Source organism: Pseudonocardia sp. WMMC193 (assembly GCF_021728735.1).
In the GTDB taxonomy this organism is placed as follows: Bacteria; Actinomycetota; Actinomycetes; order Mycobacteriales; family Pseudonocardiaceae; genus Pseudonocardia; species Pseudonocardia oroxyli.
This window is the reverse complement of the sequence record NZ_JAKKDO010000003.1, coordinates 5,046,257-5,072,002: the sequence shown is the minus strand read 5'-3', so window position 1 is coordinate 5,072,002 and position 25,746 is coordinate 5,046,257. Positions and strand designations below refer to the sequence as shown.

General features: G+C 66.8%; 33 protein-coding genes and 1 tRNA gene. 12 read left to right on the top strand and 22 right to left on the bottom strand.

All coding sequences use genetic code 11. The features are described 5' to 3' along the window. Positions 1-92 precede the first annotated feature (92 nt). A complete protein-coding gene (locus tag L3X23_RS26120) occupies positions 93-686 on the top strand; it encodes a plasmid pRiA4b ORF-3 family protein (RefSeq protein ID WP_237190201.1) in 594 nt (197 codons plus the stop codon). A 31-nt stretch (positions 687-717) separates the two neighbouring features. Here L3X23_RS26120 and L3X23_RS26115 read toward each other — a convergent pair whose 3' ends face one another. Beyond that, the gene (locus L3X23_RS26115; protein WP_237190202.1) at positions 718-1,566 is read right to left on the bottom strand and encodes an IS5 family transposase; all 849 of its coding nucleotides are present in this window, start codon (positions 1,564-1,566) and stop codon (positions 718-720) included. Positions 1,567-1,853: 287 nt separating this feature from the next. Between L3X23_RS26115 and L3X23_RS26110 the strand changes: the two genes are divergently transcribed. From L3X23_RS26110 to L3X23_RS26095, 3 genes are all read left to right on the top strand, one after another. Further along, positions 1,854-2,144 (top strand): transposase, encoded by a 291-nt coding sequence (locus L3X23_RS26110; RefSeq protein ID WP_237190473.1) that lies wholly within the window; start codon positions 1,854-1,856, stop codon positions 2,142-2,144. Further along, positions 2,141-3,049 carry an IS3 family transposase gene (locus tag L3X23_RS26105; protein WP_237190472.1) on the top strand — a complete coding sequence of 303 codons (909 nt, stop codon included), beginning with the start codon at positions 2,141-2,143 and terminating at the stop codon, positions 3,047-3,049. Before L3X23_RS26110 ends, L3X23_RS26105 begins: the two co-directional genes overlap by 4 nt. Before the next feature lie 197 nt (positions 3,050-3,246). Continuing rightward, on the top strand, positions 3,247-4,491 hold the full coding sequence (locus tag L3X23_RS26095; RefSeq protein ID WP_374205007.1) for an IS701 family transposase: 1,245 nt from the start codon (positions 3,247-3,249) through the stop codon (positions 4,489-4,491). Positions 4,492-4,888: 397 nt separating this feature from the next. On the opposite strand, the gene L3X23_RS26090 is transcribed toward L3X23_RS26095, so the two are convergent. The 4 genes from L3X23_RS26090 to L3X23_RS26080 form a co-directional block, all read right to left on the bottom strand. Continuing rightward, positions 4,889-6,169, bottom strand: a complete 1,281-nt coding sequence (locus tag L3X23_RS26090; RefSeq protein ID WP_308116851.1) for an IS256 family transposase — start codon at positions 6,167-6,169, stop codon at positions 4,889-4,891. Next, positions 6,150-6,479 carry a recombinase family protein gene (locus L3X23_RS36705; RefSeq protein WP_305080982.1) on the bottom strand — a complete coding sequence of 110 codons (330 nt, stop codon included), beginning with the start codon at positions 6,477-6,479 and terminating at the stop codon, positions 6,150-6,152. Before L3X23_RS36705 ends, L3X23_RS26090 begins: the two co-directional genes overlap by 20 nt. Positions 6,480-6,525: 46 nt before the next feature. Beyond that, positions 6,526-8,073, bottom strand: coding sequence for an AAA family ATPase (locus L3X23_RS26085; RefSeq protein ID WP_237195364.1), 1,548 nt, complete (start codon positions 8,071-8,073; stop codon positions 6,526-6,528). Positions 8,074-8,136: 63 nt separating this feature from the next. After that, on the bottom strand, positions 8,137-8,334 hold the full coding sequence (locus L3X23_RS26080) for an AlpA family transcriptional regulator (protein WP_237195362.1): 198 nt from the start codon (positions 8,332-8,334) through the stop codon (positions 8,137-8,139). Positions 8,335-8,426: 92 nt separating this feature from the next. Between L3X23_RS26080 and L3X23_RS26075 the strand changes: the two genes are divergently transcribed. Both L3X23_RS26075 and L3X23_RS26070 read left to right on the top strand, forming a co-directional pair. After that, complete coding sequence (locus tag L3X23_RS26075; protein ID WP_237195360.1) at positions 8,427-8,993, top strand: helix-turn-helix transcriptional regulator; 567 nt, start codon at positions 8,427-8,429, stop codon at positions 8,991-8,993. After that, a complete protein-coding gene (locus L3X23_RS26070; protein ID WP_237195359.1) occupies positions 8,947-10,104 on the top strand; it encodes a site-specific integrase in 1,158 nt (385 codons plus the stop codon). Before L3X23_RS26075 ends, L3X23_RS26070 begins: the two co-directional genes overlap by 47 nt. Positions 10,105-10,118: 14 nt before the next feature. Here L3X23_RS26070 and L3X23_RS26065 read toward each other — a convergent pair. Next, positions 10,119-10,222, bottom strand: a tRNA-OTHER gene (locus L3X23_RS26065). A 462-nt stretch (positions 10,223-10,684) separates the two neighbouring features. Here L3X23_RS26065 and L3X23_RS26060 point away from each other — a divergent pair. Next, positions 10,685-10,900: a hypothetical protein gene (locus L3X23_RS26060; protein ID WP_237195356.1), complete on the top strand. Its 216-nt coding sequence runs from the start codon at positions 10,685-10,687 to the stop codon at positions 10,898-10,900. An 11-nt stretch (positions 10,901-10,911) separates the two neighbouring features. Beyond that, positions 10,912-11,259 carry a hypothetical protein gene (locus tag L3X23_RS26055; RefSeq protein WP_237195353.1) on the top strand — a complete coding sequence of 116 codons (348 nt, stop codon included), beginning with the start codon at positions 10,912-10,914 and terminating at the stop codon, positions 11,257-11,259. A 92-nt stretch (positions 11,260-11,351) separates the two neighbouring features. On the opposite strand, the gene L3X23_RS26050 is transcribed toward L3X23_RS26055, so the two are convergent. The 14 genes from L3X23_RS26050 to L3X23_RS25985 form a co-directional block, all read right to left on the bottom strand. After that, positions 11,352-12,068 carry a DUF4145 domain-containing protein gene (locus tag L3X23_RS26050; RefSeq protein ID WP_237195351.1) on the bottom strand — a complete coding sequence of 239 codons (717 nt, stop codon included), beginning with the start codon at positions 12,066-12,068 and terminating at the stop codon, positions 11,352-11,354. Between the two features lie 40 nt (positions 12,069-12,108). Then, a complete protein-coding gene (locus tag L3X23_RS26045; RefSeq protein WP_237195349.1) occupies positions 12,109-12,273 on the bottom strand; it encodes a hypothetical protein in 165 nt (54 codons plus the stop codon). 37 nt (positions 12,274-12,310) lie between these two features. After that, positions 12,311-12,883: a hypothetical protein gene (locus tag L3X23_RS26040; RefSeq protein ID WP_237195347.1), complete on the bottom strand. Its 573-nt coding sequence runs from the start codon at positions 12,881-12,883 to the stop codon at positions 12,311-12,313. Beyond that, positions 12,876-13,709 (bottom strand): HNH endonuclease, encoded by an 834-nt coding sequence (locus tag L3X23_RS36315; RefSeq protein ID WP_237195345.1) that lies wholly within the window; start codon positions 13,707-13,709, stop codon positions 12,876-12,878. Before L3X23_RS36315 ends, L3X23_RS26040 begins: the two co-directional genes overlap by 8 nt. A 200-nt stretch (positions 13,710-13,909) precedes the next feature. Then, positions 13,910-14,251, bottom strand: a complete 342-nt coding sequence (locus tag L3X23_RS26030; protein WP_237195344.1) for a hypothetical protein — start codon at positions 14,249-14,251, stop codon at positions 13,910-13,912. Beyond that, the gene (locus L3X23_RS26025; protein ID WP_237195343.1) at positions 14,248-14,433 is read right to left on the bottom strand and encodes a hypothetical protein; all 186 of its coding nucleotides are present in this window, start codon (positions 14,431-14,433) and stop codon (positions 14,248-14,250) included. The genes L3X23_RS26030 and L3X23_RS26025 overlap by 4 nt, the downstream gene beginning before the upstream one ends. Beyond that, the gene (locus L3X23_RS26020) at positions 14,433-14,648 is read right to left on the bottom strand and encodes a hypothetical protein (protein WP_237195339.1); all 216 of its coding nucleotides are present in this window, start codon (positions 14,646-14,648) and stop codon (positions 14,433-14,435) included. The genes L3X23_RS26025 and L3X23_RS26020 overlap by 1 nt, the downstream gene beginning before the upstream one ends. After that, positions 14,648-14,881, bottom strand: coding sequence for a hypothetical protein (locus L3X23_RS26015; RefSeq protein ID WP_237195335.1), 234 nt, complete (start codon positions 14,879-14,881; stop codon positions 14,648-14,650). Before L3X23_RS26015 ends, L3X23_RS26020 begins: the two co-directional genes overlap by 1 nt. Before the next feature lie 478 nt (positions 14,882-15,359). After that, the gene (locus L3X23_RS26010; RefSeq protein ID WP_237195333.1) at positions 15,360-15,629 is read right to left on the bottom strand and encodes a hypothetical protein; all 270 of its coding nucleotides are present in this window, start codon (positions 15,627-15,629) and stop codon (positions 15,360-15,362) included. A gap of 69 nt (positions 15,630-15,698) precedes the next feature. After that, the gene (locus L3X23_RS26005; protein ID WP_237195331.1) at positions 15,699-16,088 is read right to left on the bottom strand and encodes a hypothetical protein; all 390 of its coding nucleotides are present in this window, start codon (positions 16,086-16,088) and stop codon (positions 15,699-15,701) included. Then, positions 16,088-16,339: a hypothetical protein gene (locus tag L3X23_RS26000; RefSeq protein ID WP_237195329.1), complete on the bottom strand. Its 252-nt coding sequence runs from the start codon at positions 16,337-16,339 to the stop codon at positions 16,088-16,090. Before L3X23_RS26000 ends, L3X23_RS26005 begins: the two co-directional genes overlap by 1 nt. 153 nt (positions 16,340-16,492) lie before the next feature. Then, on the bottom strand, positions 16,493-16,777 hold the full coding sequence (locus L3X23_RS25995; RefSeq protein ID WP_237195328.1) for a hypothetical protein: 285 nt from the start codon (positions 16,775-16,777) through the stop codon (positions 16,493-16,495). 410 nt (positions 16,778-17,187) lie between these two features. Beyond that, the gene (locus tag L3X23_RS25990; RefSeq protein WP_237195327.1) at positions 17,188-19,449 is read right to left on the bottom strand and encodes a hypothetical protein; all 2,262 of its coding nucleotides are present in this window, start codon (positions 19,447-19,449) and stop codon (positions 17,188-17,190) included. Further along, positions 19,446-19,802, bottom strand: a complete 357-nt coding sequence (locus tag L3X23_RS25985; RefSeq protein WP_237195325.1) for a hypothetical protein — start codon at positions 19,800-19,802, stop codon at positions 19,446-19,448. The genes L3X23_RS25990 and L3X23_RS25985 overlap by 4 nt, the downstream gene beginning before the upstream one ends. A gap of 131 nt (positions 19,803-19,933) precedes the next feature. Between L3X23_RS25985 and L3X23_RS25980 the strand changes: the two genes are divergently transcribed. Further along, positions 19,934-20,506, top strand: coding sequence for a helix-turn-helix domain-containing protein (locus tag L3X23_RS25980; protein ID WP_237195323.1), 573 nt, complete (start codon positions 19,934-19,936; stop codon positions 20,504-20,506). Further along, a complete protein-coding gene (locus L3X23_RS25975) occupies positions 20,503-21,849 on the top strand; it encodes a tyrosine-type recombinase/integrase (RefSeq protein ID WP_237195322.1) in 1,347 nt (448 codons plus the stop codon). The genes L3X23_RS25980 and L3X23_RS25975 overlap by 4 nt, the downstream gene beginning before the upstream one ends. Positions 21,850-21,940: 91 nt before the next feature. Here the strand turns inward: L3X23_RS25975 and L3X23_RS25970 are convergent, their stop codons facing one another. Both L3X23_RS25970 and L3X23_RS25965 read right to left on the bottom strand, forming a co-directional pair. After that, positions 21,941-22,126: a hypothetical protein gene (locus tag L3X23_RS25970; protein ID WP_237195321.1), complete on the bottom strand. Its 186-nt coding sequence runs from the start codon at positions 22,124-22,126 to the stop codon at positions 21,941-21,943. 78 nt (positions 22,127-22,204) lie between these two features. Then, positions 22,205-22,612, bottom strand: coding sequence for a hypothetical protein (locus L3X23_RS25965; protein ID WP_237195320.1), 408 nt, complete (start codon positions 22,610-22,612; stop codon positions 22,205-22,207). A 579-nt stretch (positions 22,613-23,191) separates the two neighbouring features. On the opposite strand from L3X23_RS25965, the gene L3X23_RS25960 reads away from it, so the two are divergent. Together L3X23_RS25960 and L3X23_RS25955 are read left to right on the top strand one after the other, a co-directional pair. Further along, the gene (locus L3X23_RS25960) at positions 23,192-23,395 is read left to right on the top strand and encodes a hypothetical protein (RefSeq protein ID WP_237195319.1); all 204 of its coding nucleotides are present in this window, start codon (positions 23,192-23,194) and stop codon (positions 23,393-23,395) included. An 86-nt stretch (positions 23,396-23,481) separates the two neighbouring features. Continuing rightward, positions 23,482-25,464 (top strand): triacylglycerol lipase, encoded by a 1,983-nt coding sequence (locus tag L3X23_RS25955; protein WP_237195318.1) that lies wholly within the window; start codon positions 23,482-23,484, stop codon positions 25,462-25,464. Positions 25,465-25,746 lie beyond the last annotated feature (282 nt).

Below are 25,746 nucleotides of genomic sequence, written 5' to 3'. Positions count from 1 at the left end.
TGCGACGGTCATTGAGACCCGCTCTAAGACGTCGTTTCAGAAGTGGTGGGCCCGATCCTGTCCGTGTCGGCGACGGCTGAGAGCATCGGCTGATGGCCGTGCCTCGTGTGTCTGGGAAGACGAAGATCCTCGAGTTGGAGATCGTCCTGGCCGGGGTGACGCCGCTGGTCCGGCGTCGGGTGCAGGTGCCCGGCGAGATCGATCTGGCGGTGTTGCACGAGGTGGTGCAGTCGGTGATGGGGTGGACGAACTCGCATCTGCACGAGTTCGAGGTCGCCGGGCGCCGCTACGGGATCCCGGACCCCGACTGGCCCTCCCAGGATGTCGCCGACGAGACCAAGGCCAGGCTGTTTCGGCTGGTCAAGGCCGGTGACCGGTTCGGCTACATCTACGACTTCGGCGACAACTGGACCCACGAGATCGCCGTGGAGAACGTCCTCGCCGCGCAGCCGGGGGTGCGCTACCCGCGCTGCATCGCAGGCCAAGGGGCGTGTCCACCGGAGGACGTCGGCGGGAGCTGGGGGTACGAGGACTTCCAGACCGTGATCGCCGACCCTGCCCATCCCGACCACGCCGAGCGCCTGGAGTGGGCGGGAGGGCCGTTCGACGCGCACCGCTTCGACCCCGACGAGGCCGACCGGGCCCTGGAGTGGCTGGCCTGGCGACCACTGGCCCCGACCTCGTAGACAACAGCGCAGCGAGCACCGGGGCCGACCGTCATACCGGCTTCGGCCGCGCCCTGGTGAGGTGGCGGTGGCAGATCAGGGCACAGGCCAGCGACAACAGGGCGGTGATCGTGGACTCGGCGCGGTCGTAGCGCAGCGCGAGACGGCGGAAGTCCAGCAGCCAGGACATGGTGCGCTCGACGACCCAGCGGACCCGCCCGAGCCGGGTGGAGTCCTCGATCCCGCGCCGCGCGATCCGCACCCCGATCCCACGGCGGGTCAGGTAGCGGCGACAGCGCGGATAGTCGTAGCCCTTGTCGGCGTGGAGCTTGTCCGGGCGCCGACGCGGCCGCCCCGGCCGTCTGGCGTGCTCGCGAACGCCGGGGTTGGTGTCCAACAGCGGGGCGAGCATGCGGCTGTCGTGGGTGTTCGCCCCGGTCACCAGGGCGTGCAGCGGCAGCCCGCTACGGTCGCAGAGCACGTGGTATTTGCTGCCCGCCTTGCCGCGGTCGGTCGGCGAGGGCCCCGTTAGCTCGCCGCGGCGTTTGGCCCGCACGCTCACGCTGTCCACCGCCGCGCGCGACCAGTCCAGCAGGTCCTGCTGGGCGAGGCGGTCGAGCATCACCCGGTGCAGCTCCGCCCAGACCCCGGCCTCCTGCCACTCGCGTAGCCGCCGCCAGCAGGTCACCCCGGACCCGCAGCCGAGCTCGGCGGGCAGAGCGTTCCAGCTGATCCCGGTCTTGAGCACGAACACGATCCCGGCCAGGGCAGCCCGGTCCGGCACCCGCGGCCGCCCCGTCCGTCCCCGCTTGGGCTTGCGCTGTTGCTTGGGCAGCAGTGGCTCCACCAGTGCCCACAGCTCGTCGCCGACCAATCGCTCGACACAAGATCGTCTCACCATTGCCGGACATGATCAGCTACCCGCGGCGATCCACACAGGACCGACACTCCGACTTCTGAAACGAGGTCTAAGACGTCGTTTCAGAAGTGGTGGGCCCGATCCTGTCCGTGTCGGCGACGGCTGAGAGCATCGGCTGATGGCCGTGCCTCGTGTGTCTGGGAAGACGAAGATCCTCGAGTTGGAGATCGTCCTGGCCGGGGTGACGCCGCTGGTCCGGCGTCGGGTGCAGGTGCCCGGCGAGTGCGGTTCCCCCATGATCGGGGAGGCATCAGCTATAAGGGGTAGCGATGCCAGAGGTACGGAAGCGATACGACCGGGAGTTCCGTGACGGGGCGGTCCGGATCGTCGAGGAGACGGGCAAGCCGATCGCCCAGGTCGCCCGCGACCTGGGGGTCAACGAGGGCACATTGGGCAACTGGGTGGCCCGCGCCCGCGAGGCCCGCGAGGACACCGAGGGCCTGTCCCGCGGCGACATCGAGGAGCTCAAGCGGCTGCGCGCGGAGAACGCCGAGCTGCGGATGGAGCGTGATGTCCTCAAGCGATCCGTGGTCCTGTGGGTCAAGGAGGCGACGAAGTGAGCGTGGCACGTTTCATCGCCGACCAGAGGACCTCCTACCGGGTGCCGCACACGGTCTGTTGCGCTCTGCTCGGGGTGTCGATCTCCTGGCTGTACAAGTGGCTCGGCCGGGCCAACGGCTCGAACGGTGGCACGACCGCGACCGAGCGGCGCCGGACCCAACTGGACGCCGCTGTCGCGGCGGCGTTCGACGATGCCCAGCGGTTGCACGGCTCGCCCCGGTTGCACGCCGATCTGCGCGAGGCCGGGTGGCGGGTGTCGGAGAAGACCGTGGCGGACTCGATGCGCCGCCAGGGCCTGGTCGCCCGCCGCATCCGTCGCCGTAACGGGCTGACCCGCCAGGACAAGGCGGCGCCGAAGTTCCCCGACCTGCTGCGCCGGGACTTCACCGCGGCCGAGCCGAACCGCAGATGGGTCGGGGACATGACCGAGATCCCCACCGCGGCCGGGAAGTTGTATCTGGCCACCGTGATCGACCTGTACTCGCGGCGGCTGCTCGGCGCGGCCACCGGACTGCACCCGAACGCCGAGCTGGCCTGTGAGGCGATCCGGATGGCGGTGGCGGCCCGGGGCGGCGCGGAGCAGATCCGAGGGGTGATCTTTCACACCGACCGCGGGTCGACCTACACCGCGGCCGCGTTCACGACGCTGTGCCGGCGGCTGGAGATCCGCCAGTCCATGGGCCGGGTCGGGTCGTGCTTCGACAACGCCGCAGCGGAGGCGTTCTTCTCCAGTCTGGAGTGGGAAGTACTGTCCCGCAACATCTTCGACACCACCAGCAGGGCGCGTGCAGTGGTCATCGACTGGTGCTACGGCTTCTACAACCACCGGCGACGACACAGCGCCGCAGCCGGGCTCTCACCGATCAACTACGAGAACACCGCCATCACCCGAGACGCGGCATAGGGAACCCTCCACGATTTCGGGGGAACCACAAGCGCGGGTTCGCAACGGTCAAGCAATGGCGCGGTCTGGCCACCCGCTACGACAAGCTCGCGCTCACCTTCCGCGGGGGCGCCGTCCTCAAGGCCATCGTCACCTGGCTACAGGCTTTGGGAGACATGCCCTAGTACTCCAGCCGCAGTTCGTTATGTGATCTTCCGATAGGCTTCGATCTTGTGGAGTCGTCGGAGGATCTCGAGGCGTGGGCCGGTGGCCTGGACGGGTTGTTCGGGCTGGTCGCGGGCCGGTTCTTCCGCGCCGAGCCACGGCGGCGGGCGCGGGCATATGTGCGTGGGTTGCTGGCCCCGCTGGCCGGGAAGAACGGGTGGACGCTGGCCGAGGTCGCCGGGGATACGACGCCGGACGGGATGCAGCGGCTGCTCAACGCCGCCACGTGGGATGCCGATGGAGTCCGTGACGACGTGCGGGACTACGTCGTGGAGCATCTCGGCGAGCCGGGTGGGGTGCTGATCGTCGATGAGACCGGGTTTTTGAAGAAGGGCAGCAAGTCCGCCGGTGTGCAGCGCCAGTACTCCGGCACCGCGGGGCGGGTGGAGAACTGCCAGCTCGGGGTGTTTTTGGCCTACGCCACCGGGAAGGGCCGCACCCTGATCGACCGGGAGCTCTACCTACCGAAGTCGTGGACCTCGGATCGGGAACGCTGCCGGGAGGCGGCGGTCCCGGACGAGGTCGAGTTCGCCACGAAGACGACCCTGGCCAAACAGATGCTCGGGCGTGCTCTCGATGCCGGGGTGCCCGCAGCGTTCGTGGCCGCCGATGAGGCCTACGGGCAGGACTACAAGTTCCGCTCCTGGTGCGAGCAGCGCCGGATCGGCTACGTCGTCGCCGTGCCTCGCAGCCAGACCATCCCGCTGTCGATCGACGGCGACCTCGCACAGATGGCCGGCGCACGCCGCGCCGACGATCTCGTCGCCCGCGCCCCGGAGCAGGCGTGGAAGCGGCGCTCCGCCGGCCCGGGCGTGAAGGGGGAGCGGTTCTACGACTGGGCCGTGGCCTCGCTGTACCCGCCCGAGAACGCCCCTGCCGGGTGGGGCCGCTGGTTGTTGGTCCGCCGCCAGATCCTCGACCCCGACCAGCTCCAGGCCGGGGTCGAACCCGAGCTGGCCTACTACCTGTGCGCCGGACCTCCCGGCACCACCGACGAGGACCTCATCCGGGTCGCCGGCACCCGCTGGGCGATCGAGGAATGCTTCCAGACCGCGAAGAACGAGGTCGGACTCGACCAGTACCAAGTCCGCCGCTACGACGCCTGGTACCGGCACATCACCCTCGCCCTCCTCGCCCACGCCTACCTCTCGGTCACCGCCGCCATCGCCCCAAAAGACCTGGCAGCGGCCTCATCCCGCTCACCCTCGCCGAGATCCGACGTCTCCTGGCACCTCTGATCCACATCCCCACCCACACCCTGCAATGGGCCTGGTCCACCTGGCGACGACGACACCAACACCGAGCCCGCGAAGCCCACTACCGCCGCCGCGAACGACATACTTAACGAACTGCGGCTGGAGTACTAGGTCGCTCCGCTGCAGTCACGCCTCCCAGTGTGTCCTAGAGCCCGCCGCGCAGCCATGTTGAGGTGATCACGGCACCCGCTCGCTGCTACGATGTCGCCCAACTGGGCCAGTCCGTTACGCGAGCTTGGAGCTGAGAGCCCGATACAGCGTCGAGCGCGCGCACCCGAGCGTGGCCCGGATGTCAGCCATGCTCGCGCAGCCGGCGCGCTTGCCGCACCTGGTCAGCGGTCAGGGGTCTGTCTCGTGATCGGTGTTTCCGGCGTCGTGTTCAGTAGGTCTCGGCTCCCGGCCAGCGGTCACCGAACGTGATGGCGAAGGCGTTGATCACAGGCTTCCAGCGCATCGTCCATCGGGCACGGCCTGTCCCGGTCGGGTCCAGGCTGCGGGTCACAAGATACAGGCACTTCATCGCGGCCTGCTCTGTCGGAAAGTGGCCTCGTGCTCGGACGGCCCGCCGGTAGCGGGCGTTGAGCGATTCGATCGCGTTCGTCGAGCAGATCACCTTCCGGATCTCGACGTCGTAGTCCAGGAACGGAATGAACTCCTCCCAGGCGTTGCGCCAGAGCCGGATCATCGCCCCGTACTTCCGACCCCATTTCTTCTCGAGTTCATCCAGGGCGACGAGCGCGGCGTTCGGGCCGGGTGCCGCATAGATCAGTTTGATGTCCCGTTTGACCGCATCCCAGTCCTGGCGGCCGACCAGACGGAAAGTGTTCCGGACCAGGTGCACGACACATGTCTGGACGATGGTCTGCGGCCACACGTTCGCCACGACCTCCGGGAGGCCTTTGAGGCCGTCGCAGACCAGGAACAGCACGTCGCGCACACCGCGGTTCTTCAGGTCCACGAGCACACTCATCCAGAACTTCGCGCCCTCGCCGCCCACGCCCATCCACAGACCCAGCACGTCTTTGCAGCCGTCCACGGTGACCCCGATGGCGGCGTAGACCGGCCGGTTGGCGACCTGCCCGTCCCGGACCTTCACGTGGATGGCGTCGATGAACACTGCCGCGTACACCGCGTCGAGCGGGCGGCCGGCCCAGTCGTTCATCTCGGCGACGACTTTGTCGGTGATCCGTGAGATCGTCTCTTTCGACACCGACGCCCCGTAGATGTCGGCGAAATGCGCGGAGATCTCCCCGGTGGTCATCCCCTTCGCGTACAGCGAGAGCACGATCTCATCCACATCAGTGAGGCGCCGTTGGCGCTTCTTCACGATCTGGGGCTCGAAGGTGCTCTCCCGATCCCGCGGCACGTCGATCTCGACTTCGCCGGCCGCGTCCGAGAGCACCGTCTTCGACCGTGACCCGTTCCGCACGTTCGTGGAATCCCGTTCCGGGACCGCTTGATTCTTGGCGTGCCCGAGGTGCTCGGTCATCTCCTCGTTCAACGCGGTTTCCAGCACATTCTTCGTGAACAGCTTCAGCAAGCCATCCGGGCCGGTCAACGCCAGCCCGCGGGCCTTCGCCTCGGCCACCATCGCCGCCGCAGCGGCCTGCTCCGGGGAGAGCTCCCTCGGCGGCTTGGACTCAACCTTGCGTGGACTCACAAGATCCGATGTCATCACTCACAGTGCCCATCCCGCCGGAACCCAGCCCGGCGTGTCGGGCCGAAAACACCGATCTTGAAACAGTCCCGCGGTCAGCGCCTCCGGCCGGCCGGCCCGTCTGCTTACCCCGAGCTCGGGCCGCCTCGCGCTCAGCCTCGGCCCGCTCTGCGATCCGCGTGCGCTCGTACTGAGCGAGCGAGGCGAGGATGCCGGCCAGGATCTGCCCTGTCGGGGGCGAGTAGTAGACAGGCCCCTCAGCATTGGGCGGGGTGCTGGCCAGCGCATGGCGATAGAGGCGACAACACGACATGACGACGTGCGCGCACGAGCTCATGTCGACTTGACGTCTTCCCTGCTTACGTTCGCGTCGGGTTGTCGCCTTGTCGCCTCGGCGGGTCGAGCGTCCAGGTCCACCCGGTCGCGGTTCTGTGGGTGGAGACCTGCGCGCGCTTGCGGGCGCGCTGCAGCAGCCGCTCATTGAACCCGTCTGCCTTTGCTGCACGGAGGATCTCCCCGGCGCCGGCTGAGCCGGCGCGCTTCTCGTCAGCGAGGTAGCCGAGCAGCCACGTCACCGCCTCGGCGATGAGGGACCGGTCCTCTCCCTCGGGGCTGACCGCGAGCAGTTCCTCGGCTCGCTGCGTGGTCTCGCCGTGCCACTCGACACGCGCAACCTGCGTGATCCCGTCCGGAGTCTCCACCGCCGCGGGAACGAGGCCGACCGCCAGCGACGGCGCGTCACCCGGCGCGAGGTTCGCCTTCGTCGAGGAAATAACGAGCTGGTGAGTGTCCTCATCCCGGGCCACCGCCAAGACCGAGCGCGCCACCTGCGACCAGGCGATCGAGCCCAGGATCAACTTGCCGGTATCGGCCGACTCGCGCTTTCCGAAGTGCACGATGCCCACGACCGCAACGCCGGTGTCCGCCGCGAGCTTCGAGATCGGCTCGAGGCCCCGCCGCATCTGGCGGTCACGGTCCCCGTCCAGTGCGCTGTCGATGACCGACGTCGCCGCGTCGAGCACCACCAGCGCAACACCCAGCTCCTCGATCTCCTCCGCCAGGAGCCGGGTGTCGTGCGGCAGGACCAGCGGCGACTCGTCGTCCGTCGGGGAGATGGCGTCGAGAAAGACGACCCGGTCGAGGTCTGCACCGGCCGCGACGAGCCGCGGGACAATCGTGCTATCGCGGGCGTCCTCCGAATTGACATAGATGACGTGCCGCGGCTCACCCAGGAACTCGCCGGCCAGCTCGCCACGGGTCACCTGGGCGGCCAGGTCGACCGCCACCGTCGACTTCCCGAGCCCTTCCCGCCCGGCGAGGAGCGTCAGCCCGCCCAGCACGATCCGGTTCGACCACAGCCACCGCAGGCGCCGCATCGTCACCGCTGAGGCAGGGGTGCGACGAAGGCGGCGCTGCCGACTGGATCGCCCACCACCGGCGACCCCGTCGAGAATCTCGCGCGCCCGTTCCGCCAGGTCGTCGTCCGAGTCCCCGGGCAGGGCGTACGCCAGCTGTGAAATACGGACCGTCGCCTCGATCAGACGGCGACGGGCTGCCTTGTCCGCGACGATCTCGGCGTAGTAGGCAACGTTGGCCGGTGTGGGCACGCTGCTCATGCAGTCGATGAGGTACGAGGCTCCACCAAGCCTGTGCAGCCGTTCTCCGAGCCGGTTCGCGAGGGCGATGGCGTCGACCGGCCGTCCCTGGTCCCGCATCGCGAGCATCTCGTCGAAGAGTTCGGCGTGCGCCGGCTTGTAGAAGTCCTGAGCACTGACGACCGTCACGGCCTGCTCGAGGACGGCTGGGTGATGCAGGACCGACCCGATCACAGCACGTTCTGCCCGGAGATCCGCAGGCGGCAGGCGCTCGGGTGCTGCGCCGCCACTCACTGCCGCTTCAGCGGCCACCTCCACCTCCAATGACCGCGATCAGACGAGCGCGAGTCGAACGTCGGGAACGTCCGCTGCTGGTCATGCCGCGCCCGGCGGAAGGCTCTCCCGCCGCTGCTGCTCAACCCACGTGAGCAGCTCGTCCTCGAAGTAGACGACCCGTCGGCCGATCTTGAACGAGGGCGGACCCTCGTTGCGCTTCCGCCACCACCGAAGGGTGTCCGGGGACCGGCTCAATAAGCTTGCGGCCTCCGGGATGCCGAGGATCTTGCGCGCCATGGCCAACCTCCCACGTCATCAACAACCAACCTCCACGAGAATTACCTGGTTGTAGCTCGCTGTCAAGCTGCTATGGTCTGTAGAGTCAGTGCGTGACGGGTTACGACGCCAACTTGGTTGCGATAGCGGATGCCCGCTTCGGGGGGCGTCTCCGAGGCCTCCGGGAGTGGCAGGGGATGTCGCAGCAAACGCTCGTGGAGAAGCTTGCTGAGCTCGGCATCACCACCTGGCACCAGACCACCGTCGGGAAGGTCGAAGCAGGAAAGCGACCAGTGAGACTGGCCGAGGCCATCGCCGTGGCGACGATCTTCGGCACGAGCATCGACGTCCTCCTCATGCACAACGACGACGACGAGTACCGGGCGCAACGTGTGCAGGTCTTGGAGTCGCGACGTCAGGAGGTCGTGCTCATGCAAACCCTCCTCGAACAGCGCGAGGAAGAACTTGGGCAATGGATCGAGCTCGTCGAATCGGGTCGAGAGCTGCCAGGCGACATGCCCGCGGAGTGGCCCTCATACCTGATGGACGAGGACGGCCGGGTCATCGCGGAGTTCGGCGCGGCCGTGGTGGAGACACCAAGAGAGGGGGGCGAGGCTGGTGACCAGGACGCAGATGCTGATCCTGACGCTCCTCCTCGGGAGCATCGCGAGGAGACCTGACGGCACCTGGCGCGCCCGCTATCGCGGCCCCGACAGGCGCGAGCGCTCCAGGCACTTCACCCGGAAGAGCGACGCGGAGCGCTGGCTGGCCGGTGTCGAGGTGTCGAAGTCCCGCGGCGAGTGGATCGACCCCAACCTCTCCCGAATCACAGTTGGCGAGTGGGCCCGACTCTGGCTGGCCGCCCAGTCCCAGCTGAAGCCAACCACGATCACGCGGTACGGCGGCATCATCGACAAGCACATCGCCGCAGCGTGGGGGCAGGTCGCCATCGCGGACGTCACGCCCGCCGACGTGGCGGCATGGCTCCAACGCCTCGTCTCCTCAGGTCTGGCAGCCGGCTCAGTGCGGTACATCCACCGCATCCTGTCCCTCGCCTTGGCCTATGCGGTTCTCGACGGACGTCTCACTCGCAACCCGGCCGCCGGGGTGCCGCTGCCTCGGGCGAAGGCCAAGCCGAAGCGCTTCCTCTCCCACGGCGAGCTCGCCCGACTCGCCGACGAGTGCGGCGAATACAGCCCTTTGATCAATTCGCTCGGCTACACAGGCCTGCGTTGGGGTGAGGCGGTCGCGCTCCGGGTCGAGGACCTCGACCTCCTCCGCCGACGGATCCGAGTCACGCGCGCCATGGCTGAGGTCCGCGGCAAAGCAGTGATCGGCACCCCAAAGGATCACGAGCGTCGCGACGTTCCGATTCCCGCGTTCCTCGTCGACGAACTGGCCGAGCTGGTGGCCGGGCGCTCCCCAGGAGATCTCGTCTTTCCGTCGCCGAAAGGCAGCATCCTCCGCAACGGAAACTTCCGGCGCAACGTCTTCGACGCCGCTGCGGAAAGAGCCGGGCTCGAAGGAATCACCCCACACGGTCTGCGACACACGGCGGCGTCACTGGCGATCCAGGCCGGCGCAACCGTCGTCGTGGTCTCGCGGATGCTCGGACACAGCTCGGCGAAGGTCACCCTCGACGTCTACGCCCACCTGTTCGCCGACGACCTCGACACCGTCGCGGACCGCCTCCACGAGGCCCGCGCTCAAGCAAGTGCGGACCAAATGCGGACTAGCCGGCCGATGATCTTCGTCGCAGATCGCTTCGATGGAGGTCAACATGCCGTCTGACCTGCGGACTTACGTGGAGCCGCCTTGGGGAGTCGAACCCCAGACCTACGCATTACGAGTCAATTATCGTGCGTTCTTCACCATGATTCCCCGTGATTACCGCTGACGCCAAGAAGGCTGTTTCTCCAGGTGAGACGGCAACTCAGTCGTCGGGCGTATCAGCGTGTGTCGGAACGTTCAGCATCACATCGGTGACACACACTGAACACACGCTCAGGCTCCACACCAACGGACCAGGACGACAGCCTTAGATCGAGGGCGCCCGCGTCCTACGTTCACCTCATGACGACGAACACCGCACACGCCGCTTGCAGCCACCCGACGACGAAGTCCGCCCGCGCGAAGTGCCGGCGCACGAACGGCAAGGCCTACGCCGCGTCCATTGTTGCCCGCGCCATCGCGTCGAAGCCCTCGGCCATCATCGAGCCCTGCTCGTGCCGGGGCCCCGTCGAGGACAACATGTGCGTCCTGTGCGATCGACCGACTCCCGCGCTAATCGCGGCTTGATGGTCGAACTCTACACAATCGTACTAGGCGGGAATGGTAGGGACTGGCAGCTCAGGTTTCCTACGTTCGACTTATGACTCTGATTGAACGCCTCGTCTCCATCGGCGACACGTACGGGCTTTCCGCGCTTTCGCTCGTGCACGCGGTCAACGACGAAGTCCCCGCCCCGTCCGACGCAATCACCCGCGCACGTGAAGCAATCATCGCCGACCGCGGATACGTATCCGAGTCCGTGCTCGACGAGCTGATCGACGACATGCACGACACCGCAGATAACGCGAACGACTGAAGGAGAACACCATGAGCGCCAACACCGAGTCCGTCTCGACCAAGGCCGCAGCCGAGGCGTGTGGCACCACACCCCGCTTGCTGCGTCAGTTCCTGCGGGCCTCCAAGGACTACGTCGCCGTCGGTTCCGGTGGCCGCTACGCGTTCGAGGCTGACGACCTGCCCGAGATGAAGACCCGCTTCCGCACGTGGCTGGCCGACCGTGAAGCCGCAGCCAAGGCCCGCGCGGAGAAGGCCGCCCAGGACGCTAAGGCCGACGCCACACCCCAGCCCGAGAACGACGGCGCAGACGAGGACATCGTCGAGGTGAAGGACGAGCCCGCGAAGCCCGTGCGCGGCCGCAAGGCTGCAGCCGCCTGACACGCGACACACGATCGCCCCTCGAATCGTCGGGGGGCGTTCGTATGGACGTCTCAGTTCGTCCCTGAGCGACTTTCAGACGTGCAGGGCTGTCACGACCAGGGCGACGACGACTGGACGAATCCGGACGATCTGGGCCTGCCCGTTCGACCAACGACTTCGGAACCTGCTCGCGCGCCGGGTGTGGGCTGGTCGGCGCCACCCTCCGACAGCTTCGCCTTGCGCTCCCGAGCCTTCTTGACACGGGCCGGACCCTGATACACCTCGGCAAGGACCTCGTCCATCAGCTCAAGCGCGAGCTGAACCTCTCGGTAGCCGACTTCCTGCACGAAGTCGCCGTGCGCCATGTCATTTCCGAACACTCGAACCTCGTCCGCACCCTCGCGAACGTACGGACGGATCAGGTCTTCCTTTTCCATTCGCTCGATCTTCGAGGCGATGTTGCCGCCCGTGATGCCCTTGTCCTTAGCTGTGGACTCGATGACCGCACGAGCCAGGATGACCGCCCCGCGATAGCACTCGGCGTCCATCGACTTATGGGCCTCGGACGCGGCCTCGGCAATGTGCTTCGGTACGTCCTCGAAGCGCTTACCGCGCAGGGTGCGGTTGTTCTCGATGACGTGGAACGCGCCGTCCTGAGTTGCGCGCCCCGTCAGAAGTAGACGGCACACGACGCACTCGGCGGCGATGTACCAGGCGATGTCTCCATAGCCGCCCGACTGGTCAGCGCCGTCGTATACCCGAACGAACTGGGTTCGTCCTTCGCACTGGAAGCAGCGCGCCATGTAGAACTGGGGATCGTCGCTCACCCGACTGAGGGTAGCGGTGACCACCGACAGAAACGGTGGACTACCTGGCACGCCACTCGGCTTCGGCGAACTCGTGTCCGCACGTGGTGCAGACCTTGTCGCCAGTCTGCGAGCCGAGGTAGTACTCCTTGGTGAGCTGGGGGTGCTCGCACGGGGGCGAGCCCTTCGCGGCCCAGTCCTCGCGCAACCGCTTAGCGTCTTCCATCAGCACAAGCAGAGAGTCGTTGATCGACCCCGTGCCGTTACGACTCGATGCGTCGGGGCATGTGGTCGGGCTGGTCGTCGCCCTCGGAGGGGTCCGCGACCACCTCGCCCTCGATGATCTGGTGGCTGGGCTCGCCGTCGGGATTGACGAGGATGCCGCTCAGCAGCTCGCCGAGCTGACTGCCTGCGTGTACGTCGACCGTCGCAGTGGCCTTGCCCATGAACTGGTCCACGAGGTACTTGCCCGCGTCCACACGCACCGACGCCGGTACACGGGGCTTGCCCTCGTCGTCGCGGCTGTCGTCCATCATCACGGAGTGGATCGTGCGCAGGGCGTCCGCAGCGAACGTGCCGAGATCATCGGCCATGAGTTGGCGAAGACGTCGCTGACGCTCAGCCTGAAGTGCAGGGGTAAGCCAGGCGGGGCGACGACCGAGGAACCTGCCGCTCCTGTCGCGCGGACGGCCACGGACAAGTTCCTCGTCGTCCCAATCCTCGATGGGCTTGCCGTACAAGACCTCGATCTCATCGGAGATATCGGCCCTGGCTGCCTTGGTCTTGGCACGGCGTCGCGCGTTGTGCCGGTCCATCTCCTCGCGACTCTTAGACATGCGAGTTCCTTACTGATTGCGAATGCGTTGGACGACTCATTCCTGCAGGTGAGTCAAGGTGTGTGGCGGTTGTGTGGATTAGCCCCAACATCTCATTGGTGCAGGCGAACTCTCCGAACAGTTCGAGGGCCTGCTCGTCGTACCAACGGGCGGCTTCGTCGGCCGTGTCGAAGGTCCGACTGCGCCGCACCTGAGGCTCCCGACTTCTAATTCTCGAGGTGTAGAGCCACGTGACGGGATCCCAGTAGACGCCTTTGTAGGGGGTCCACGAGGCCGAGTCGACGAGCATCTTGCCGCTGTTCGCCTTGTTCTGAGAGCGAGTGGCCCAACGCAGATTGGACCGCCGATTGTTCAGCTTGTCACGGTCCTTGTGGTCGATGACCAGGCCCTCACGCGGGGGATCACCCATGATGAGCTGGTGCAGGAACTTGCGGGGCCATCCCAAGGCACGGATCGTGTATACGGTTCCGTAGGTCCGTTCAAGGGCTGTAATGGTCCACCTGCGGGAACGGATCAGGTCGGCATCCTCGTCGTCTACTACGAATACCTGCCGAGTTCCATCGTTCGCAGTCATTCCGAATCTGGTTGCCATGAAGTTCTCGTAGTATGTAGCAGTTTGACCTGGCAGCACCTCCGGTTCACAAGCGAGGCCTCCGGTGTCTTGGACAAAAGTCGAGAAGCCGCCCACACCCCGCCACCGCGCGGGGATCGGGTCGTCGTGCAGCTTGAGCCACAAGAGGTAAGCCGGGCCGTACGCATTGGTCCGCACCACGGGGCGACGCTGGGGCTTCCATCGCTTGCGTGTGGACATCTTGCGTGCGGCCACGGCTTACCCCTTGGGCCCGGCAGAGCTGGCGAAGGGTGAACTCGGACCCTGCCGGGAGCGCAGGCGACAGTTGGCGAGTCCGTCGCAAGTAGTTCGTGTGGCTGCTGGCTCGCCCCTGAGCGTCTGTGCGCGAGCGAGGGGGTCATCACCACACCAGGCCATGTCGAGCGCGTCAGGGACGAAGCCAGAAGCCATCTCGGTCAGCCCTGCCCGTCGCTGGTGCGAGCGAGGGCCGTGCGCATTGCGGGGAAACGGCCCAGCGTGGCGTCTCGCCGGTCGTCGGGGCTCATGGCCTCTATCTCTTCGAGACGGGCCTCGGATGCCTCGATCCCGCGGTGGCTGTCGAGCAGCCGGAGCCGCGCGGCTTCGATGTCCCGCAGCTGAGCCCGAGCCTCGGCCGGGGTGACACGACCGTCTCGCAGCGAGGCGGTCAGCTCGGCGACCTTGGCCGTGTGGGCCTCGGCATCGCGGACGATGTCGGCGTGCAGCTCGTCGCGGGTCTCGATGGCGCGGCCGTAGGCAGGGTTGGCGCTCGTGCTCACCTGCGCCCCCTCATCGCCGGGAACCGCGTGGCCAGGTCCCGCTTGCTGGCCGGCTCGACCCCGGCGTTGCGCTTGGCCCGGTCGTCGGCCTCGGTGAGCTGGCCCTCGAGCACGACGATGTCCGTGTTGAGCTTGTCGAGGGCGGACAGCCGGGCCTTGCCGTCGCTTCGCTTGTGCGCCATCAACTGCCCCTGATCTTCTGGATCGGGTAGCCGATCACGGCCGGTCCGTCGTACCCCGGGCCTGCCCCGGGACGGCGCCCCTCGCTGACGTCGTCGGCGACCTGGTCGGCCTTCTCCTGTCGAGCGGTCTCCTCCTCGACTGTGCGGTCACGATCGGCGAGGTACTTCGCGTCCTCGGGAGACAGCGGCTCGGTGGTGTCGATCTCGCGGCTCATCAGATCTGCCCCGGGTTGATGCCCTGCCGGGCGGTCCGCTCGCGGTAGGCCATGTCCTCGGGCGTCATGGTCCGCTGGTAGGTCTCGACCTGCTCCGCGATGCGCTGGGCCTTCAGTTCGACCAGGTGCTGGCGGTCGGCCTCCTGCTCAGGGGTGCGGCCACGGCTGGCGAGGTACGCACGGTCCTTCTCGGACAGGTTCTCGGGGTCGGTGACGTCGATCTTGCGGCTCATCTGGGCGATCCATCCTTGTCGAGCTTCCGTTGCCGTAGCGCCTCGTCAACGAGGATGCGGACGACGTGGGGAACCGAGGTCGACCACATCGCGGCCAGGATCCGAAGCTCAGCCTCAGCGTCGCCGTAGAACCGGACCTGGAATCGTTCGCCGAGCTGTTTCACCGGCCCTCGTGTTCCCATTGCATCTCACCTCCTTTGCCGAAACTGCTACGTGGCAATAATCGCAAGGGCGCCCTCAAGAGAGCAAGGTTTCGATTACCGCCCCATGTGAAACCGGCAAACGGCTATCGCGACCACACCCCGCCGATCGGGCGCACAGCATCGACACAGCCCGCAGCCAGTACCCGGGCGATTATCACCGGCTGTCATTTCGCCTGAGCGAGCCGCGAACAGGGCAGGGGTGGCGACGCCTGCGCGAGCGTCATTGGACGCGTCAGCGTTGATCTGAGGCAGGGCAACATCGACCGTGGGCGCGCTCATCGGGCGTCGCCCGTCGGATGCTGGCGGTCGATGGCACGAGCTCGGCGCCTGGCCTCTGCCTCCTCTTCCTCGCGGATCTCACGGTAAAAGGTCCGCAACGGGTGCTCGCCCATGTCGATCGGCAGGCCGTACTCGCTCGGGCGGTTGTCCCTGGGGTGTGGCCGGTGCTCACGGGGCATGGGCGTCAGCTGCGCCCACTTGCCCTTGCCGGGCTGCTGGCTGCCGGAGTCGCCGGGGCTGGATTCAGGAGTGGTGGAGTCATTCACGATAAGAGTTCCTTACTGATTCGATGTGCGTAGGGCGACTCTCCGCCCCTGGCAGTTAGCTGTGTGAGTTCAATGTGTGGCGTGCGTATTCGCCGGCAACGGGCCCGAGCAGGCGACGCATAGCCTCACGCGGACGAGCGCCGGTCCGATTGGGCATACCGTCAGCGAAGCCAAACCCGCAGGCACCACGATTCCGCATCCGTCGCACGCCTTGCGATTCCGTGCAGCCGCGAGCCAGCACGTCTTGCACATGAGATGCCCCGGAAGGTCGGGCAGGCCGTAGCAGACCTGGGGCATGGGTAGGTCGTCGCAGGCGGTCCAGCCCTCGACCGATGCAGGCATCCAGCGGGTCAGGATCGAGTGGATCACCGCGTTCCAGGGCGCCACACGGGCTGTCGTAGCGATCCGCTCGGCCTCATCCATCGCAGCGAGGGCCTGGTCGTGCATGGCGGTACTCATCAGTCTTCGACCTCGGCCCCGTGGATGAAGTCGCCACCCGACACGAGCTTGCCAGGCTCCGGAGCCTCACCACGTTCGCGTTCCCACCGCTGCCGGACACCACCCTCGTAGGCGTTGCTCATCCACGTGGCGTCGTCGTAGAAGGTCCACTCCATCATGTCGTCGATCCGGACGAGGCCCTGGTGGTCCGAGGTGCCGAACCAGTCGAAGAACTCGCACAGGTAGATCCCCGGCGACGGCTCCGCGACCACTGCGCCATGGTGTCCGCGCCACTTGTCGCCTTGACCGAAGAAGTACGACCCCACGAGCGAGGCAGGGTCGGCCCGACGCCTCCTCTCGATGGCGAGTCGGTTACGGCTCTCAAGTTCGTATCCCATCAGTTCTCCTGCTGTAAGAAGTCGCAGTTAGACACGACTCAGCTGCGTGCGGTCCACACCGGGCCGCTCGTGGTCGATCTGCGGGCATGCGGCTTCGTGATACTCGGTCCGCTGAACCCACTTCTTGTAGCTGGCCTCTCGATAGACCTTGCCCTCCCAGACGATGTCTTCGAGCGGAGCATTCTTGTCGAACTCCCATTCGACGGTCACGTCAGTCGACCCACAGTCCGCACAAAACCAGCGCTGAGCATCGAGCACGAGGTACTGCGCAACTGCCGTGTTCATCGCCTTCTCATAAGCAGATCTCTTCATGACGTCGCCTCCGTAATCGGGCCTGTCGTAAACGCTACGTCTTGCCGCCAGTGCGTCCCTAATGCGAGGGCCTGCCACAGCTCGAATTCGAGTGAAGTCGCGACCCTGATCGAGGTCTTTCGCCAGCAGACGTCGCCTGGTGTGACGAGTGTGACGAGCAGCGTGACGCTCATTCCTGCACGTCAAGCGCGCTGTGACGGGTGTGACGCTGTGACGACGCGTCGCGCGTCGCGTCGCATACGTAATACACACGAAAAGCATTTTCTTGATAATCATTTTCATTAACGTTGAATCGACTGGTCCGCTGTGGGGTCGATTGTGCGAATGCGCGTCACACTCGTCACACCGTCACACCGCCCCTGACCAGGCAGAATGAGCGTCACAGCGCCGCGTCACATCGTCACACTGCCCTACTCAGCAAGACGGCAACGAGCGATCTTCTTGTCGCTCGTCGGATGCTTCGTCGTCCGGACCCGGACCGTGCCGCTGTGGACCAGCTCGTCGAGCGCGGCCTCGGCCACCGGCCTCAGCGAGGCTGTCATGCCGCGCGACACGACATGGCTGCGAGTGCGCTCGACGCCGTCAGCCAGCAGTTGCAAGATCCGGGCCTTGGCCTTCTTGACGAGCACGGCCTCCTTGGCGCCCTCGGTCAGCGCTGCCCGACGCCCCGCCCGTGTGGCCGATTCGTCGGCCTTCTTAGCCAGCTCGGCCAGGCGGTACTGCTGCGCTCGGTCTCGGGTCGCGTCGGACAGGGCCATGATCTGCCCCGACAGGTGCCAGTCCTCGGCGTTGATCCCCTCGCTGCGGCTGTCCATCCACATCAGCACGGCAGCGATCTTGAGACGGCTCAGCATGCGGTGCGAGTCGATCCGATCGCCGAGGCCCTGTCCGCGACTGATGTAGTCGGCCCACACGACGTCCTCGACGAATTCGGGCAAGGTCAGCACGCGGAAGTTGTCGCGCTCTTTGGAGAAGTCGGGGCCGAGGTCGTGCAGGCTGACATCCGGCGGGGTCCACTTCCACACTCCCGTCGTCCGCTCGCGCGGGCGCTGCGTATCCGCGGGCAACTCGGCCTCGAACCACACGAACCGCTGCGGAAAGCCGCTCACCTCGTAATCGAGAAGGGCGTCGGCCAGGCCCGGCTGGACACCGACGTGCAGCCCAAGACGGTACGTATGGCTCGGCAAGATCGCCGTGTTCATCACGTCCGCATTGGCCGCACCAAGGGTCGATCCCGCCCACGCGGTGTTGAGCTCGCCGAGAAGAATCGAGTCCGGCCTACTCAACGTCGCGCGCAGTTTGGCCACCTCGTCAACGCCGAAGATCACGCTGTCGGTGTGGTAGATCGGCTCCTCGCGACTCGGGGACATGTACCGCCGCGTCATCCCCTGGCCGGTGCCCAGCGGCGCCTGGGTCGGCTCCTCGTACGGAATGTGGATCACCCGACGGCTCGCTGCACCAGAGGTCGTCTTGCCCCCACCGGGCGGGCCGACCAATGCCACGTACAGATTGAGGCTGCCGTAGGCGCCGATCACGTCCGGCAGCACGAAGCAGGGCGGAATCGTGGCCGAGAACCTCAGCAGCGTGTGGCCCAGCAGAGCCCAACGCGGCAACGCGCGCTCAAGCGCGAAGTCCCGAATGTGCGCGAGCATCGGGCGGCTGTCCCAGAACTCGTCGGACGGGATCTGCGGTATGCCCTCGCTCTCGGCTCCCCGGTAGATGCGCTCGACGTCCGCGGTCACCCAGGTCTCGTCGCCCTTGCACCACGGCTGGTCGAGAATCAACGCGACGGCCGCTTCCTGCGGGGCGTTCGCCTTGTAGCACTCGCGAGCCACTGCGTTGTGCGCTTCGTTGCGCTTGCCCTGCTGGGTGCCGCCCCACAGCACCAACGCGCGTTGCACGCCGGGGAGGCCGCGTAGCTGGTCCTCAGTCATCGCCTGCGCGCTCTGCGTGCGCGTGCCCTGACGTCGCCTGGGCACGGGCGCGGCTGTCGCGAGGGACGCAACGAGCGCTTCAAGTTCGTCGAGCGACCAGCGCTTGCCCTGGGCCTTGACCACACGCACCCGCCGAGGCCCTGCGTCATCGTCCCGACGACGGGCGGGCAGGTCCGGCGCCCAGTACGACTTCCAGTTCCAGGTGTCGGGCACGCGCAGCAGGGCGTTCGCCTCAAACTTGAGAGCCACCCCGGAACCGGGCCGCCAGTCGGCAACGGCCTTGGCGAGGGCCTCGGTCAGGCGATCAGCAGTCGCGCTGTCAACAGGCTCTGCGAGCAGAACGTGAACGTGGGTGTGGTCTTCGGTGCCACTCAGCACGATCACCGCGTCGAGCTTGTCCAGCAGCTCTTGGTTGGCCGCGGGCTCGTCCAGCTCGAACGACAGCGTCCAGATGTCGGCTGCGTTGTGGCGGCTTCGCTTCGGCTCCGCTCGCAGCGCGGTGCACAGGTACACGTCCCATCGCTGGCGCTGCATCTTGTCGATCGCCGTGCGGGCCTGCTCGCGCTCATCGGGCCACGAGTACGACCGTGCATCCCACAGCTTGCGCTTCGGGCCGCGACCGAACTCGACTGAGAGGTAGCCGGGGCCAGGCCCGAGCACCGCGTCGAGAAAGTCGTCGAGCGGGTCGCGCACGTTGGAGAAGTCGAGGATGTGCTTGCCGGGCAGCAGTTCGCTCACGCCTCGGCCCGCCTGCGCAGCAGCTCGGCCCCGGTGACGATCTCGCCCGACGGCTTGAGTCGGTACCGCTTGTTCGGGTCGATCTGCCTACGCATTGCTGATGTGTTGGACGACCGTCCTTCCGAGGTAGACGGCTGTGTGTTCCCGTTGTGTGGCTCCACGCCCAGGTACTTGAGCAGCGCAGCCGTGGGAATCTTGAACCGCTTGCCAAGCTTCAAGATCGGGATGTCCTCGAACGGCCACTCGCCGTTCTTCGCCATCTGATAGGCCCGGCCACGGGAGACCCCGAGAGCCTGCCCTGCTGTCGGGATGTCGATGGCCGGCGGAAGCGCCAGCAGCTCGTCCATCGTCATGGGTCGTTCCTTCGGCATGTCTGCCCCTCATGTGTGTTGTTGCGACACTCATGTGTATCAGGGCGTCATTGAGCGTGGCAACCCGTGGTGTGTGGTACGGAAACACGCATGAGAGTGATACGGTCACACACATGACCGAGGTGAAATCCGTAGGACAGCTGGTCGGCGAGGTGCTAGCCCGTCGCCGCATCGAGAGGGGCCACACGCAGGGCGATGCTGCTCAACACGCGCGCTGGGCCGGACTGACGTGGTCGAGGGACCATGTCGCCTCGCTGGAGACAGGTCGTCGAGAGTCTCTGTCCGTCGAGGAACTGCTTCTCTTGTCGTCCGCGTACGACATGAAGTTGGCCGACTGGTTCGAGGGCGACGGGCAGGTGGCGCTCACGCCTGAGATTGCCGTCAGCCGCGCAGATCTTCGCGCGACGCTCGGCCGCGGGCGCTCGCTCAAGATCGACGGGATCATCGTAGACATGAGCAACGTGCCCGATGTCGACCGCACGGAGCAGCTCGTCGCGCATCGTCTCGACGCCGAGGCCCCGGTCGTTCAGCAAGCTGCACAACAACTTTGGGGCCGCTCCTTCGCTGAGGAACGGGACCGGCGCCTCGGTGATGTCGGGGACCCGCAACGTGCCCGCACACTCCGCGCAGGCATGACCAAGCGCATGACGCGCGAGATCGAGCCGACCGTGCGGGAGCTGTCGTGAGCAGCCGGGGGTCGACCTACAAGCGATGCGGCTGCACGGTCGTAGTCGACGGCAAGCGCAAGCAACTCGGGCGCAGCTGCCCGAAGCTCAAGCGGCCCGGTGGTGGCTGGAACCCGAAGCACGGCACTTGGACGTTCAAGATCTACGTCGAGGGCGAGCTCGGAAAGAAGGAGCGAGTCGTCCAAGGCGGCTTCGAGACACAGGGCGACGCTCAGGCTGCGATGGACGACCTCAAGAGCAAGGCCGCCCGGGGTGTGGTCGTCACTCGTCGCCTCACGGTCGGGCAGTTCCTCGCTGAGTGGATCGATGCCAAGACCGACGTCAAGGAGGGCACGGCTCACTCGTACCGACGGCACATCGAGCTGTACTTCGACCCGCTGATCGGCCACATCCTGCTGGCGGATCTGCGGGTGCAGCACGTCGCCACGATGCTTGCCCAGGTTGGCAAGGTTCCGGGCTCACGAGGGGGCGGGCCTGCCACACGCCAACGCGTACGAGCGTCGCTGAGAACGGCCCTGGGCGACGCTGTGCGACAGGGGCTCATCACGGTCAACCCTGCTGCGCTGGTCAAGCTCGAAAGCGGTAAGCGACCGAAGGCGCTCATCTGGACCGAACAGCGGGTCGAGCGGTGGCAGGCCGAGGTCGACAAGCTCATGAGGAACGGCAAGATCACGAAGCGGGCCCGTCAGCAGGTCCCCACTCCGAGCCCGGTCATGGTGTGGACGGCCGATCAGCTCGGGCAGTTCCTCGACCATGCGGCGTCCGATCGCCTCTACGCCCTCTGGCACCTGATCGCCTTTCGCGGATTGCGACGGGGCGAAGCCTGCGGGTTGGAATGGCCCGAGGTCGATCTCAAGCGCGGGACCATCGCCGTCGTTCGAGAGCGCATCGTCGTCGGCGGTCGAGTTGTCGAGGACACGCCGAAGTCTGACGCTGGTGACCGCTCGATTGCCCTGGACGAGGGCACGGTGGAGGCCCTGCGCAGCCATCGGAAGAAGCAGCTCGTCGACCGCATGATGTGGGGCGAAGCCTGGGTCGAGTCCGGCAAGGTCTTCACTCGCGAGGACGGTTCGCCCCTGCACCCGAACGACGTCACAGACCAGTTCCAGGACGAACTCATCATCGGTGCAGGCCTGCCCCCGATCAGGCTGCACGACCTCCGTCATGGCGCTGCATCACTGATGATGGCCGCAGGGGTCGACCTTAAGATCATTCAAGAGACCCTGGGCCATTCGACCATCGCGCTCACGGCGAACACGTACACCAGCGTCTACCCGCAACTCTCGGCTGCTGCGGCCGAGAAGACGGCAGCAATGGTGCCCCGCGCTCGACGCGACGCGTAGCCACACCCCCGCACGTCGGCCCAGAGCAGCCCAGGGATCGACTGCACATATCGACGAGGGTGACGACATGGGCGCGAACGCGTAGACGCCCTCAGGACGAGCCACCGGGGAGGTCCCGCCGAAGCCGAGAAAGACCGGGCCGCAGAACCTTGATGATGGTCAGCGCGGCTTCTCTACGCTGCTTGTTGTTGGTCTTGAGCGCGACGCCCACGACGACCGCAAGGAGCAGGAACCGAAGGACAGCGAGAACGACCAGAACGTCGACCGCAAGAGACACGTCTCCCCCAGAGGGATCACATGTCGACTGCCTCAAGTCCGACGTTGGCGAGCGGTCCCGCCTCAGGCGATCAGTTAACTAGACATTAGCAGGCTCGTCGGGCATGCGACCCACGACGAGACGGACCTTGCGTCCCTTCGCCCGGTACCGCTCGACCGAGGCCCGGCACTCGCCAACCGTGATCCAGAGACCGCCGTGGCCGCGCCAGCAGTTCAGCACCGAGGCCTCATCGTCGCCGAGCTCGGGATCGCTGATGAGCGAGTACAGCGTCCAGCCGAGCCGCTTGCTTGTGACGTTCGAGGGCGACTGCCCCTCAGCGGGCACCCACACGGCCAGGCCGACACCGCCCGGCTCATCGTGCATTCGGCCGAGGACGTTGTTGCAGTCCGGACAGACGACCTCGACGATGCAGCGCCGCGTCGTGTCTCCCACCCCGCCCTGCCGAGGATCCCCGTCGTAGTGCGGACCCAGCTGTGCGCGCCACATGGTCATGATGATGGCCGACCGGTGTAGTGGTGTGTGTGAGACCGCCCTTACGCGCACGCACGAGGCGCACTGCTGGGATCACAACGGACACACACTGCTGTGGTTGCACTTCTCCGGTGACATGAAAGATCCCCCGGCAAGCGTTCTACCAGGGGATTTGTGGAGCCGCCTTGGGGAGTCGAACCCCAGACCTACGCATTACGAGGCAACCGATGTGCGTCGCTCAGCGCTCTACCAGCACCGATCGCACGGCTCGCAGTGCTCAAGACTCTGACCGACCACGGCGAACCTGGCACTCATGCCACGCGTCATGCCACGACTCCCGAGCCTGGATGTCGTAACGAGGACCCCCGCAAGTTCGACTGACGTGTCATGTCTCGGCGGGTGTGGATCATCGGACTCGCTGCCGTCGGTGTGCTGGTCGCCGCGGGCGCCGTCCTGTTCCTTGTGCTTGGGTCGGGGCCGAACGACGTGGCCCCCGCTGCCTCCCAGAACCCAGCTTTCACCGCCCAGCAGGCCGCAGCGTTGCAGGACGCCTTGGGCTCCGGTGATCCCCAGCGCGCAGCTCAGGTGATAGCGATGGCCGAGGGAGACGAGTTGGACCCGGGCTTCGCTCGAGACGTGGCCGCCCTCGCCCTGACCATCGACCCGAACTCCGTGTCCGATGACAACGGCACCGATGCCCTCGTCCGCGCGACAGCGGGCGGGAAGCCGTGGCTCGTCCACATCCGGCGAGGTGGCGAGCTCGGATGGCAGATCGTGTCCACGGCGCCCGCATCGTGAGGGCACTCGCGACGGCGGTCGCGGTGCTCGTACTCCTAGCATTCGGGCCCACCGTGACACCCGCACACGCCGCCGACAATTGCACCGTGCCGACCGACGTCGTCGGCACGCCGGTAGTCCTGGTTCACGGTTGGACCTCGGACGCGGGCGGCATGCTCGGGACCGCCCAAGGGCTCGACCAACGCCTGCCTCGGGGGCAGTACACCTATCTCCGGTTCGACTGGGGCCCCGGGGCCACCACCTGGCCTGGCCTCGGGACGAAGACGCCGCAGTGTCTGGCCGACTACATCGTGTCCGCGTGGGAGAAGGGCGGGAGACGGCAGAAGGTCGTCGTCGTCGCCCATTCCATGGGCGGGATCGCCTCGAGATTCGCGTCCACCCTGAAGTCGACGGTCAACGGGACCCCCGTCTCCGATGCCATGTCAGGGCTGGTGACGCTGTCGACGCCGCACCTCGGAAGCCCTTGGGGGAACACCGGTTTCGCCACGTTCGTCGAGCGCTGGGTGAACCGCGCCGTTCCTGTCCAACCAGAAGGGATGCCCGCCCGCGAGTGCCTGGCCGCGCCCGGCTTCCAGCCGAAGGGTTGTGAGGTGCCGCCGTACATGCCGTCGGGCATCACCATCGACGAGATCGGCACCCAGATCACGATCAAGCGGACCCTGTTCGGGCTGGGGCCCATCAAGCTCGGCCCGTCCGCCGAGATCTCCGCCTGGGGCGACGGCATCGTCCCCGCCGACTCCGCGAGCGGCTACCTCGCCTCCGTCCCCGGCACGAAGCCACCACGAGTGAAGGCCACGCTGAACACGGTGCAGTGCAACTATGACACCGACTACCTCATGGCAGCGGCGGTCGGCGCACGGACGCCGCTCGGTGTCGCCGCCGCGACCTTCGGCAACGAGTTCCTCGACAACGCCGCGCTCGACGACCTGGCCGCGGGCAGGCCGAGCGCCGCGACTCTGCAGATCGCCGCGTACACCGCGTTCACGCCCTGCTTCCACACCGAGATCAACCCGTCGACGTCGGGGATGCCAGTCGAGCCCCGCGTCCTCGATCTCACCGCCGACGCCGTGCGCAACGCGCGCGCCACCAGCGCGGGGGTCCCGACGAACCGGGTCAACCTTCAGCCGGTCGACAGCACCGGCCACGCTGCCTCGGGCTGGAAGGTCACCGACGCTGCGCTGACCGTCGACTGCGGCTATCCCTCCCCGGCCGCTGTGAACAACGCGATCCACGTGTGCGCCCCCTCCGCAGCCGGCGCGGACGCCTGCTGGGCCGAGCCCGGCGAGAGGTCCGTGCTCTGCCTACCCTCCCCGTGGGAGAAGACCCTTACCCGCTACCCAGCGACCAAAGCGAACTTCGAGGTCGAGGCCGGGCCGAACCCGTCACCGCTCGGGCTCGAGCTCGTCGACGGATCGCGCTGCCGACTACGGAACGGCGGATCATGGTCCGGACGGTCGGACGACCCGAACGCCTACGGCGCCTACTCCTGCGACAACGGCGCCGGGTTCGTCGTCCTGTGGGGGACGAGGGGCCGGCCTGACATCGACATGTCGAGCACCACGTGGACGGTGCGCAAGGGCACCGCCGACGGGCCGCTCAGCACGGTCGCGGTGCGAACCGCCTACTACGTCGCCACCTCGCCGGCAGCCGCAGCGAGCAGGCCGCCCGCCCAGGCCGGCGGCACTTTCCCGTCGGGCCAATGGTCCGGTCGGAGCAGGACACTTCAGCTGGCCGCTGACGGCACGGGTACAGCGATGTACCTGATCCACGGGCCCGCGGGCGGTTGCACCACTGGGTCGGGCAGCGCCCAGCCCTGCTACTACAACGTAAAGTTCACGCTGAAAAGCGGTACTGATCCGAACTTCACCGGAACGATCACCAGCACATGGTTCTCCGAAGGCAGCACCAGGGCGCCGTCGAGCGACTACGGCACCAACCTCCCGTCCGCGGGTACCGCCATGTCGATCCGCCTCGACCACCCCACCGATATGGCCTACTACCAGGACAGCCACGGAACCGTCGACCTCTGCGGGCCGAACCCGACCGCACCCCGACAGAGCTGTTCGTAGCCGCCGTGCCGAGCGGCGTCCCGGCTGTGACGGGCCGGGCGGTGCCGGTCCGGAAGGCGGGCAGCGCTCGGCCTGGAGAATGTTGCGAACAAGGCGGATGAAACTTCCTACGTCTCGCCGGGCCGAACCCCTGCGTTCCAGGAAGCCGACATCCGGGCGTACCGGCCGTCCGCGGCCACGAGGTCCGCGTGCGTGCCGTCCTCCACGATCAGACCCCGCTCGAGCGGTTATGCAGGAATGCTCGCGGACTTCGACGCGGTGCGCCGCCGACTTCAGACGGAA